Raw genomic sequence first — 12,202 nt, forward strand, 5'->3', positions numbered from 1 at the left:
CCGCCACTCCTTCCACGGTGCCCGGCGCACATGAGCGCGTCAGGCGATTAGCAAGCCCAGCTTGCCGACCATCGCAAGCGAGCGTTGAACGCTTTCTCGCGTTGATAGCAGCAGCGGCTCGGCGGGCTTCCTGGCACGATCCTTCTGACCTACCTGGATGGTCGGGCCGAATTTCTCGGTCATTTCGGCCGTGATCTGGTCGATAGTCCGCGTACCATCGAGCAATTGCAGGAAATCCCTGGTTCGGTCGTCCTCCAACTGCACGGTTTGGTGGAGGAGATTGGTGACGAGCGGACCTGTTTGCGCTTGTTTTCGCGCGAGCAGGCTCGCCTGCGGATGCTCGGTCGCTTCCGTCAATAAGAAGGGACGCGACAGCAGGAACGAGACCTCGCCGCTGCAAGCCAGGATAAACATCGCCTCGGTCAACGCCTTTTGGTCATCATCTGCCTGCCCGCCGCCAAGCAGCACTCGCGCCCCATCGAGCAATTCGTCAAATGACAGCGCGCGAGGCCAAGCGCGGCCGAGGCATAGGTGCGCCGCCTTCAAGAGCGAATTGGTCACCGTGATCCTGCTACCGTCCTCATTTTCGAATTCCATCGCTGAATCGTCCGTTACGCAGGCGTCCGGATCAACCGGGCTCGTCGTGCTCAGCAAATAGAATCGGGTGACGAAATCGAGGTCGGTCTGGCGGGAGAGCGAGACGTTGTCGTGGCAGAGCAAGGTACGGCGAAAGCCGTTACCGTCGATGAAGTCCTGATACTGATCGCGTGCCATGAACTCGGTTTCCGGGAAGCGTTGCAACGTCGCGCGTACCTCCTCGGAATAGCCCGCCAGATTGCGTCGCGAGAAATCGGCGTCGCTTAGATATTGCAAGCCATGAGAGCCTGCAAGCTCGACAACCTCGTGCAGCAGGAAGGCCTCGGCGCCTTCGTCGAGATCGTCATGAAACAACAGCTCGTCGGGCGCCTTGAGGACGCGGTTGTACTGATCGCGCATGATCGCGCCGTGAACCGAGTTGGCTTTCGATCCCTCGCTCAAGAACTTCAAGATTGCGCGGGCCTGTCCTACTTTTTCTTTCATGCCGGTGAGGCGGCGGGTGTGATACCGCATCATGTCGCGGACCATGTCGCGCATATGTGAGAACGGGTGCGCATTGTAACTGACGTAGCAGACCCCCTGCGGCGCGAGGTTCTGTTTGAAGATCATCATCATCTTCTCGCGCACCGCCGGTGGCACCCAGGAATACACGCCGTGCGCGATGATGTAGTCGAACCGTCCGAAGCTTGCATCGACATTCATGATGTCGCAGTGGAGAAGCTTGATGTTCTCCAGGCCCAATGTAGCGACATTGTTCTGACCGCGCTCGATCGTCACGCCGCTCAGGTCGACACCGACGAATTCGCTGTTCGGGTATTGAAAGGCCATCGGCAACAGGTTGCCGCCGACGCCGCAGCCAAGCTCCAGCACCCGGCAACGCTCGACCGGCGCCGGCTGCATGCCGTAAACGGCGGCCATGGTAGCAAGATGGTTGGGATGAGTAAGCCCATAAACATGGCCCGGGTAGTAGACCTCGTCGTATGGCGTTGGACCGATGTTTGGGTGACGATGCTCGGTTTGAATGTTCATCGTGCTCAATTCCACGAATATGCGAACTTGTTGTTGTCAATCGAGACACGTGCTTCCTTCACCTCTTCCTTGGCGAGCGACTTGCTGAGGAATTCGCGCGACAGCTCGGGGAGCAGGGTGTTGGTGATGATGTTGTCAATCATTCGCCCACCGGAGTCGGGGTCGTTGCAGCGCGACACAATGTGCTCGACGACCGCGTCGTCATAACCGAAGGTCGCGTTATGATTGTCGCGAAGGCGCCTTCCGATGCGGTCGAGTTGCAAACGCACGATCCCGGACAGCATCTCGTCCGATAGCGGGAAGTACGGTATCGAGACGATGCGTCCGAGCAGCGCCGCTGGGAACACCTTGAGCAACTCCGGCCTTAGCATCCTGGCGAGCTCTTCCGGCTCGTCGCGATACTTTGGATCGCGTGATAGGCCCATGATCATATCGGTGCCGACGTTGGTGGTAAGGATGATCAAAGTGTTCTTGAAGTCGATCCGTCGCCCGTTGCCGTCCTCCATGGTTCCTTTGTCGAATACCTGAAAGAAAATCTCATGGACGTCGGGATGAGCTTTCTCCACCTCGTCGAGCAGAATGACGCTATAGGGCTTGCGCCGGACGGCCTCGGTGAGGCGCCCACCTTCGCCATAGCCGACATACCCGGGAGGTGCGCCTTTCAAGGTCGAGACGGTGTGCGCTTCCTGGAACTCTGACATGTTGATCGTAATCATGTTTTGCTCGCCGCCATAAAGAGTCTCGGCAAGCGCCAGGGCGGTTTCGGTCTTGCCCACACCGGATGGGCCAGCCAACATGAATACGCCGATCGGTTTCGACGGGTTGTCCAGCTTAGCGCGGCTGGTCTCAATTCGCTTGGCGATCATTGTCAGCCCATGGGACTGGCCGACGACGCGGCGGTTGAGGATCTCCGGTAGCTTCAGCACGGTTTCGATCTCGTCGCGCATCATCCGGCCGACCGGGATGCCGGTCCAATCAGAGACAACGGACGCCACCGACTGCTGGTCTACATGGGCATAGACCATTCGCTTTTCCGGATTGATGGTCTCAAGTGTGTCGAACTTGCCGCGCAGCTCCGCGCGCCTGGCAGCCGGATCTTCGCCTTCCTTGGGCCTGGACAGGATTTCACGAATGCTGCGGATGTCCTTGATGAGCTCCTGCTCGACCGCCCAATCGCCATCGAGGTTCGTCAGCTTGTCTTTCAGTGCGGCGATGTCGTTGTCGATCGCGACAATGCGCTCGTTGTCCTCTATCCCAAGGTCGCCGTCGCTGACGAGCGCAGATCTCTCAGCTTCACGAGCGGCAATCGCCACGCGTGCATCCTCGATCAAGGCCGGCGTCGCGCTCTGGCTGATGGCTACGCGTGCCGAGGCTGTATCAAGCAGGCTAACCGCCTTGTCCGGCAACTGCCGTGAAGGAATGTATCGGTGGGACAGGTTGACTGCTGCGACGATCGCAGCATCCGAAATGCGAACGCCATGGTGCTTTTCCATCGGACCGAGAAGTCCGCGAAGCATGATGCAGCAGGTCTCCACATCAGGTTCATCGATCTGGATTGGCTGGAAGCGCCGGGTGAGCGCGGGATCCTTCTCGATGTACTGGCGATATTCCGCCCATGTGGTGGCGGCGATCGTACGAAGCGTGCCACGGGCGAGGGGAGGTTTCAGGAGATTGGCCGCATCGCCGGTACCGGCGGCGCCGCCGGCGCCGATGAGTGTGTGGGCCTCATCGATGAACAAGATGATGGGAGTAGGTGAGCTCTGGACCTCGTCGATCACCGACCGCAAGCGCTGCTCGAACTCGCCCTTCATGGAGGCGCCGGCTTGCATCAGGCCGATGTCGAGTGCGCAGAGCCTTACATTGCGCAGCGGTGGCGGCACGTCGCCGGCGGCAATGCGCTGCGCAAAGCCTTCGACAACTGCGGTCTTGCCGACGCCAGCCTCGCCCGTGAGAATTGGATTGTTCTGCCGCCGACGCATCAACACGTCGATCAGTTGGCGGATTTCTTCGTCCCGGCCAAGGATCGGATCCATTTCGCCCGATTTAGCCTTGGCAGTGAGGTCCTGGGAGAACCGGTCGAGCGGCGTCGTGCCCTTCGGACCAGCTTGGGCCGCGCCTTCCGTGCCGGCGCCAACCAGGCCCGATCCGTCCATCGGCCGCATGTCCTCCTCGTCGGAGCCGGTCCAGACAGCGCGGCGTTCCGCCGCCAGTGCGTCGACGTTGACCTTGGCAAATTCTCGCGAGAGGTTGTTCAGCGCGCGACGAATATCGTTCGATTTCAGGCCGGCAACGAGCAGATGACCGGTGCGGATCTGGGTCTCGCCAAAGAAGAGCGTGGCATAGTGCCAGCCGCGATCGAGCAGATCGATGACCGAATTCGCGACGCCCGGCATGTCGGTCTCGTTCTTAGAAAAGCCGCTGATCACGCCGGCCAGGTCCGACAATAAGCGCGCCCGGTCGAGCTTGTAGTGATCGACCGAGAGGCTGAGATCGTTGCCCTCCTGCTGCAGAATATGAAACAGCCAGTGCGCAAGCTCGACGTTGCGATTGCCGGCGCTCTTTGCGTGGCGCAGGGCCTGTATGAAGGCATCATAGCCGGCCCGGTTCAGCTTGCCCGTTACAGCTTCAATGCTGATGTCGGTCACGGCGGCTCCTCCTGCTCAACTCCTCCGCGGATGCTTGTCATCATGCGGAATTGGCTTCAAATTCCATAGCATTAGGCGATCAGCACTATGGATAGGTTCAAATCGCCGTGGCATTGGCTGCGGCGCTCCGGCGGGATCTCAATCGCTCCCCGAGCTGAAAGCGGGCATCGCGGCGATATTCTTCTGTGGAGGCCCAGTTCGGCGAGACCCAAGAAGTCCATCCAAGTCGACCACTTTGTCCGAGCCTGACCGGTACAACCTCTCCGGCAGGAATGGCGAGCTCTACCTCCCATTCCAATTCGTCGCCGACATAGAAGAAAACGGCGTCGGCCAGTGGCTCCGACAGGTTGGGTGTTTCGGTCGGCAGGAATTGTTCGTACTGAGCAAATGTTCTGACAAAGACCCGAACTCTGATCTTGTCCTCGACGCTGAACACGCGCGAGCCCAGAAGGGCGTCCTGACCGAGCCTCGCATGCGTTCCGCCGAGCCGGCTGCAGTGACTTGGGTCGAACGAGAGCCAAGTGCCGACGAATTCGTCGATCTCGACTTTGACCTCGAACAGTCCTTGCAGGAATCGCGTCAACCGTGATGCACACTTCGCCCTTGGCGCGACCAGTCCAGCGAAGCTGAGCTTCGCCATGTCCGGAACGGTATCGCGATCGGCGAAAACATCGGTGCCCAAGCCGGCGAAGGAGCCGACATAGGCAATGAAGCGATCGTCCGCCGGGCGGTCGTGCTGCGCGATCGGGCGCGCGTCGGCCCAGGCACGAAAGAAGAGTTGCAGGAAGCGCCCGTTAAACAGATCGAGAAAGCGCGGGAAAGCGTCATCCCGCATCAGCCACCAGCTGAGGCTTTCGTCGGTGGTGGCAATGGGCAGGGCGCCCTGCGGGCCCAGGAGGCCGAGAAATTTGACGAGTATCCTGAGCCGGCCACTCTGGTCGTCCACGGCCGCGAGATTCGAGGCGGGAAACTCCAGATAAGGCACTTGGCCGAGGTCGACATATTCGTCGCGGCGCGCGGCACTGTCACCGATCCGCGGTCGATCCGGGTTGGCGCGCTCGAACTGGCGTAACGTATGGAAGAAATCGAAACGCCAGGGCTCGGCCTTCATCTGGTCGATCAGGGTCATAGCGGTCTCCGCGTGCCCATGCGCGGCGGCCATCGCATGATCTCGCCGCGCTCCGGCGTCGAGATGACCGTCTGGGTGAAGGTGTTGAAGCCGGAATAGTCGGCAAAGAAGCGTTCCAGGATCGCCCCGAGCAAGAACACGCCGCTGCCCTCAAATGCCTTCTCGTCGAGTGTGACGATAATCTCCAAGCCACGTGCTGCGCCGCTGCCGGTGCGCTCACGCACGCGTCGCACGATGGGGCGGCTTTCTATGCTGCGCACGCCGCGGATCTTGCGTTCCGTGGCGTCGTCGAATTGGTCGGCGAACAAGGACAGCATCTCGCGCAGCGCTCCGGCGTTCTTGCCGCCACCGCGCTCGACGAGCCCAAGATAGTTGAGGCTGAGCATGTTGATGAGCCGCCAGCTGACAACGCCGCTGTTGACGATTTCGCTGCGGCTGCGCAATTGGGCCACCACCGGCTCGCGCGGCGGCGTCGGACCAGCGACGCACATCAGATCAAGAGATGTGTCGTCCAGCAAACGAAAATCGGCGCCGCCCTGGCCGACCGGCAAGTGCTCCGTGAGATGGCGATTGGAGCAGAGAGCCCGAACGCTCAGTTCGGCGACAGAGCCTTTGCCGCTCAATTCACCGGGCTCGAGCAGTGACAGGAACATGTCCGTCCCGGTGTAGTCTGAGGAGGCGCCGTATGTCTTTTCTTCCACTGTGCGGCGCCGCGGCAAGCGGCGCACAGTGAAATAAAGCCTGTCGGCCGACCCGCCGCTCCGGTCGACGGCGGCCGAATATAGCGGGCGCACGGGGCGCTTATCCTTCTCTGCCGGAAGGTGTGCGTAGACTTCGAGCACCTGGTGCGGTTCGTATTCCAGATAGCGGCTGCGATCTGGCACCACATGGTACTCGTGCGTATTCGACTTGACCGGAATACGGTCACTCGTCTTCTCGAACAGATTGATCGCCGGCGCGGTATAGAGCCTGAACGTCTCGGGGCGCACCGAGGCGGCCAATCGTGAACTGTGTTCATCGAATGCGAAGACAATATCGATCGATTTGCTGCGCAGCCGTGACATCACGCCGCGAAGTCCGGTGAGGGTAATGCCGAGGAACTTGCGTGGAAACATGAAGTATTCACGCAGCAATTCCGAGCCACGAAAGATCCGGTTATCGTTAGGAAATAGAGACTCATTCTCGTCGAAACCAATTTGTTGCACGCTGTCATGGGGGGCACGAGTCACCACCGGATCGCCAAAGTCGTCGAGATGCCGGAAGTAGACCCCCCTGCAATTCGAGATCAACTGCTCGTAAAGCGCGATGGCGTCGGATTCCGCACCGGACAGGTAGATCGGAAGCTCGCTCACGCGGCAGCCTGCGAACCACGTTTCCGGCTTGGTCCGAGCCTCCGCGTCCGGCGGCTCGTCCTCGAGCCGGGCCGCACTACGATGGGTCAACGATAGCCTCAGCCCCGCGATGACGTCACTGTCGATTGGGATACCAAGCGCCTGCAGAGCGCCCGCCGTCGAGAAATACTCGGCGCTTGTGACGTCAAATGGCCAGAGCACGATGTCGCGGCAAAGTCGAAACCGGCAGGAAAGACTTCGCTCTCTCTCGCGATAGGTCGCGTCGAAATAGGCGCCGCGCGCGATCTTCCTGCCGTCACGCAGCGCCGGGTCGGCATAGGGTGGCCGTGCGGTCACCAGCATGGCCGAAGGTGTCGGCGCAAGATAGTTCGGTACCAGTTGCTCGAGCAGGTTTGCAGTGAATTCCGGGAACTCGTGCTTGAGCTTGAGTTGAACGCGGGCGGCAAGAAAGGCAGCGCCTTCCAGCAGTCCCGTGATCATCGGGTCCGAGCGGTCTCGGATCAGGCCGCCGAGGCGCTCTGCGATACCTGGATATTCTTCGGCGAAATCTCCCGCCTGCTCGTACAGCAATGACAGTTCACGATTGTAGAAATCGAGGAATTCGCGATTCATGCTAAAGTCGATTGATCTGGATGTCGCCGCTGTCGAGATCGACGTCGGCGACAAATTCCACGGGGACGTTGAGCGGCTCAGCTTTGAGGTCGGCGTGAACGATGAAGCGCAGCTTCAGCTGCTCAGGGCCGACCGAGCCGTCGCGACGAACCCGAATCGTCTTGCGGTCGAGTCTGGGTTCGTAGGTCGCTAGCGTCTCGCGCAACGCGTCGGTGAGTTCGTCGTCCGTAACCTCGTCGATCGAGCGGTGGGCGATATCGGGGAAGCCGTAGTTCAAGATCGATCTCCGGACGCAATCCCGGTCGCTCAGATCCAAAGTCGATTCCAGAGCAATGGTATTGAGAAGGGCTTCAAGGTCATGAGAGATTTCCCGCCGCAACAGCGTTTCCGAGATGGGAAAGCGGCCGGCGCTACGCCGTCCGGCAATGACCCGTTCACCGAATTCATCGCGCAAATTGAGCTTCTTGCGCGCATCGCGAGCTTCATGAGCCAAGCGAAAGGCCAGCATTAGCGGGGGAGAGAGACGATCCCTCTTTGGAGTAATGGTCATTTACCTTCCCCAAGATGCCGGGCCCGCTATGCCGCTTTCGCGGAGCATCAGCTGGTCTCCAGGGTGGTTGTCGCCTCGGCAGGCGGTCGTGCTCGTAACCGCTCCCGCCGAGACGTCAACGCAATCGCACCGTGCGGCGCCGGCTCAGCTAATCGCAACCAACGCCAAGCAGAAGCCGACGATCAGGCCCATTCCTTGTTGGCGGGAACGTCCCAGCCAAACACCGGCGCCGCTCCAGCGCCGCCTTTTTCCGTCTGGGTCTTGTACGTCATCTTGACCTTGGCGAAATTCAGACTCACGTTTTCAGTGAGGCGATCTTCGCCGTGCGATCCGCCCGTCGATACACTCGTGACCAGAATGTGCTTCATCTCGATCTTGAGATACTCCAGCGGATTTTCACCCGCCTTGCGCACCGTGAGGATCGCCGTATCGATGTGCTTGCCGTTCGCACAGACTTTGAAAAGCTCCGGCGTGGCCTTGTCGACGAAGTGCGTGAAGTGCAGGTCCTGGATGCTGACCTTACCGGCACCGCCGCCCGAACCGCTGTGGAAAGTGCCTGACTGGCTCTCGCCGAAAGACCAGCTCAAAATATCGATTTCGTCCTTGTGCTTGTCGTCCAGCGACTCGCCCTTAATCGGATCGAGTTTCAGGAAAATGTCGACAGCCATAGCATAGTCCTTTCAAATTTCTGCATGTTACGGTTGCGATGCTGCGGCGTCAGGAGCCGGGGCCGGGAAGGCGCGAAACCAGACTGAGGCCGACGTCCATCGCCTCCAACTGAAAGTGTGGACGAAGAAAGAAGCGCGCGTTGTAATATCCCGGGTTCTCCTCGTTTGCTATGACCTCTACCTTCGCAGCGGCCAGCGGCTTGCGCGCCTTCTGAGCTTCTGACGACAGGGCTGGATTGGCATCAACGTACTCGTTGATCCAGGTCTGCAGCCAGACCGTCAGCTCATCCTTCTCCTTCATGGATCCGATCTTGTCGCGAACCATGCACTTCAGATAGTGCGCAAAGCGAGACACAGCGAACATGTAGGGCAGTCGTGACGACAGGTTATCAGAGGCGGTGGCATCCACGCCTTTCTCGCCGAAATACTTCTTCGGCTTGTAGAGCGACTGAGCGCCGATGAACGCCGCCTTGTCGGTGTTCTTGCGATGGATCAGCGGGATGAGGCCCGCCTTCGCAAGTTCGTGCTCACGGCGATCGCTGATGGCGATCTCGGTCGGGCATTTCAGGTCGACGCCGCCGTCATCGGTCGGGAACGTGTGCGTCGGCAGGTTGATAACTTCACCGCCGGACTGCACACCGCGGATGCGCGTGCACCAGCCAAACTCCTTGAAGGCGCGGTTGATGTTGACGGCCATTGCGTAGGCGGCGTTGATCCAGCCGTATTTGTCGCCGGTGTGTCCGTCCGTCTCCTCTTCGAAGGCGAACTCTTCCACGGGCTCCGATTTCGCGCCGTAGGGGAGGCGGCCGAGCGCGCGCGGCATGCACAGGCCGAGATAGCGCGAGTCGTCCTGATCGCGCAGTCCCTTCCATGCGGCATATTCCGGCGTGTCGAACACCTTGCCGATGTCCCGAGGGTTGGACAGCTCGGTCCAAGAGTCCATTCCCATCAGCGTCGGCTCGGCGCCGCTGAAGAAGGGGGCGTGTGCGGCGCCTGCGATCTTGCTGAGATCGCGGAGCAGTTGCACATCGGTGGGGAGGTGACTGAAATAATAGTCGCCGATCAGGCAGCCGAAAGGCTCGCCACCCAGCTGGCCGAATTCATACTCATAGATCTGCTTGAAAAGGGGGCTCTGGTCCCAGCGTGCATCGGGATAAAGCCGCAGATTTCGATACAGCTCGTTCTTTGAGACGTTCATCACCCGGATTTTCAGGTTGGCGTCGGTCTCGGAATTGAAGACGAGGTAGTGGAGACCGCGCCACGCACTTTCGATTGCCTGGAACTCAGGTGTATGAAGAATCTCGTTCATTTGCGCGGTCAGCTTCTGGTCGATCCGCGCGATCATCTCCTCGATGGTGTCGAGGACGTCCGACTTTATGACGCTTGTGTCCTTCAACGCCTCTTGAACGAGCGTGGATACGGCGTTTTCGACTTCGGTCGCTGCACGTTCAGTGCGCGGTTTGAAGCTTTGCTTTAGCAGGCTGGTAAACTCATCAGCTTCGACGGTTTTGACTTGGGTAGGGCTCTCTGTGTGAACAGCTTCTTTTGCCATGGTCCCCATTCCTTCCTTAGCTCTCGGTGCCAGGTTCGCTCGACCGGCTTGTCGCGCGTTCCCGCAGCGCTGCCATCAGTTGAGGATCGGCGAGAAGTTTTTTCAGCTGGTCCTCGGCGGCCACCTTGCCGTCCATGTAGCGCAGCAGGTTGGCGAGTTGTTCGCGTGCCTCGAGCAGCTTGGCGGTGGCCGGCACCTGGCGGGCGACTGCCACCGGAGTGAAGTCTGCCATCTTGTTGAAGCGCAAGTTGACCGAGATCTTTTCGTCGGAACCATCGCTGAGGCGATTGGCGACGCGCGCCGTCACGCCGGGCTGGATTGCGGCCATGCGGTTGTCGAAATTGTCCATATCGAACTCGAGGAACTTACGCTCCTCGACCTTCGACTTCTCGATGCCGGGGTTGTTGCCGGAGAGGTCGGAGAGGACGCCCATGACGAACGGCAGCTCGATCAGCCGCTCGGCATCGTAAGGATCCTCGTATGTTATGTGCACGCGTGGTGCGCGGTTTCGTCGAATGAATTTTTGACCGCTGTCAGTAGCCATGGTTCCCCTCCCTGCGAAATCGCATCAGAAGCCAAATTGCACGACGCAGATTGACTAAGGCGTCTCAACTTGCGGTCGGCAAAACATTCTTATGTCCAGTTAGTGCCTTCGAGAGAAAGGTGGTTCAATACGATTTGTCGATTGTCTTGAGAGCGCCCTCAGGAAGGACATCATTCAGAAGGCTGAGGAAATCCCGCTGTGCGAGGTCGCGCGCGCGATCGACCAAAAAGGGGATCGGGCTGGACGGCTCCGCGGTTCGGAAAAACGACGCCACCTTCGTCAGCAGACCCAACGCCTGCGCTCTATTTTCCACCGAAAAAACAATATCTTGGGCGCTCTCATCGGTCGTTGATGAGAGCGGGGTCGCGAGCTCCGCCATCCGTTCGATCGGCAGGTCGAAGACTTTGTCCCGCCCGATGTTGATGGCAGCGCTCTCCACGTGGGACGGCACCAGCATCCGCATCACTTCAATAAATGATTTGCCGACCATCTCCTGCGCTTGACGTACCAGCAAGAGCGCCGGGTTGGATGGTTCCATTCGGGCAAAATAGGCGGCCGCTGCGCCGAGCGCTGCGGACGCCTGTGCAGATGAAGCAAACATCGTGGTTGCGTCCAACGGCACCTGCGTATCGACGGGACCGGCATCTTCCGCAGTTGCGGCAATCGCCACCGGATCACGCAATGCGACAAGACCCGCAAGCCAGGCAGCCATGCCGTCAACCAAGCCGGAGAGCCTGTCGAGGCTGATAGGTTGCCCCGAATTCATCTTCTCACGCCAGGTCGCCTTGATACCTGCGATTTCAGCAGCGACCGCGGAGCACCGCGCGCTGATTGCCTTGAGAGTATCGAGATCCGTCTCGCTGACGATGCGCTCGATGGTCGCGAGATCGAGCCCGTCGGCGTCGGCATCGCCGGCGGGAATTTCGCCTTGCGCGATTTGATAGGCACGGTAGTTGAGGTTGCCGTGTCTGCGGTTCTCGATCAGGGGGAGGAACTGGAGCGGGTTGATCACGGTCGGAAACACGTCGATTGCTTCGACCGTGACGGCCCGAAGCGCGTAGTCGCCGTTCTCGCCCCTCGGATGTACTGCTTCCCACTGCTCGCGCAGCAGCAAGTTGGTCGCCCTCAGGCAGTTAAGAAAGCCGTCGAGATCGCGGTTGAGGATTGAAAACTTCGCGAGCAGCAGGTTTAGGCGCAGATCGCGGGTACGCGCCAGGAGGGGCTGTGCAGCGGCAAATTGGCCGGCAAAATCGACTGCCTTTGGATCGAAGCGTCCACGCTCCCCATTGGCATTGACGACCTCGAAGAACGACATTGGCAGCAGGGATTCCGCACCTGCGAAGAAGTTCAGATATTGGACGTCTCCGATGGCGTCGAGATCCGGTCCGCAGGGATCGTCAGCGGTAATGGGCAGCGTCAGGGAGGCGACATCAAGCATGCGAGGATCGTCCATCTGCTCGGTCACGGCCCCGCTGCCGAGCCGTGACGACTAAGGGATCGCGCGGGGCGCATGATCCGATTCTA

Annotated in this window: 9 protein-coding genes; all 9 read right to left on the reverse strand. The window is 59.9% G+C overall.

From position 1 onward, the window contains the following. Nucleotides 1-39: 39 nt before the first annotated feature. On the reverse strand, nt 40-1,626 hold the full coding sequence (locus tag BcanWU425_RS16815; protein ID WP_085383663.1) for a class I SAM-dependent methyltransferase: 1,587 nt from the start codon (nt 1,624-1,626) through the stop codon (nt 40-42). A 5-nt stretch (nt 1,627-1,631) separates the two neighbouring features. After that, nucleotides 1,632-4,271, reverse strand: coding sequence for a type VI secretion system ATPase TssH (tssH, locus tag BcanWU425_RS16820; protein ID WP_085348542.1), 2,640 nt, complete (start codon nt 4,269-4,271; stop codon nt 1,632-1,634). Nucleotides 4,272-4,368: 97 nt separating this feature from the next. Next, entirely contained in the window at nt 4,369-5,433 is a 1,065-nt protein-coding gene (gene tssG / locus BcanWU425_RS16825) for a type VI secretion system baseplate subunit TssG (RefSeq protein WP_018457638.1), read from the reverse strand. Then, entirely contained in the window at nt 5,397-7,364 is a 1,968-nt protein-coding gene (gene tssF, locus BcanWU425_RS16830; protein ID WP_018457637.1) for a type VI secretion system baseplate subunit TssF, read from the reverse strand. Before tssF ends, tssG begins: the two co-directional genes overlap by 37 nt. Before the next feature lies 1 nt (nt 7,365). Next, the gene (gene tssE / locus BcanWU425_RS16835) at nt 7,366-7,914 is read right to left on the reverse strand and encodes a type VI secretion system baseplate subunit TssE (RefSeq protein WP_026233415.1); all 549 of its coding nucleotides are present in this window, start codon (nt 7,912-7,914) and stop codon (nt 7,366-7,368) included. 182 nt (nt 7,915-8,096) lie between these two features. After that, the gene (locus BcanWU425_RS16840) at nt 8,097-8,582 is read right to left on the reverse strand and encodes an Hcp family type VI secretion system effector (RefSeq protein WP_018457635.1); all 486 of its coding nucleotides are present in this window, start codon (nt 8,580-8,582) and stop codon (nt 8,097-8,099) included. Between the two features lie 49 nt (nt 8,583-8,631). Then, entirely contained in the window at nt 8,632-10,134 is a 1,503-nt protein-coding gene (tssC, locus tag BcanWU425_RS16845; RefSeq protein WP_204511553.1) for a type VI secretion system contractile sheath large subunit, read from the reverse strand. Nucleotides 10,135-10,150: 16 nt separating this feature from the next. Continuing rightward, nucleotides 10,151-10,678 carry a type VI secretion system contractile sheath small subunit gene (tssB, locus tag BcanWU425_RS16850; protein WP_204511552.1) on the reverse strand — a complete coding sequence of 176 codons (528 nt, stop codon included), beginning with the start codon at nt 10,676-10,678 and terminating at the stop codon, nt 10,151-10,153. Between the two features lie 124 nt (nt 10,679-10,802). Continuing rightward, complete coding sequence (locus tag BcanWU425_RS16855) at nt 10,803-12,116, reverse strand: type VI secretion system protein TssA (RefSeq protein WP_204513952.1); 1,314 nt, start codon at nt 12,114-12,116, stop codon at nt 10,803-10,805. Nucleotides 12,117-12,202: the final 86 nt, after the last annotated feature.

Origin of the sequence: Bradyrhizobium sp. WU425 (genome assembly GCF_021052305.1) — a bacterium.
GTDB lineage: Bacteria > Pseudomonadota > Alphaproteobacteria > Rhizobiales > Xanthobacteraceae > Bradyrhizobium > Bradyrhizobium canariense_D.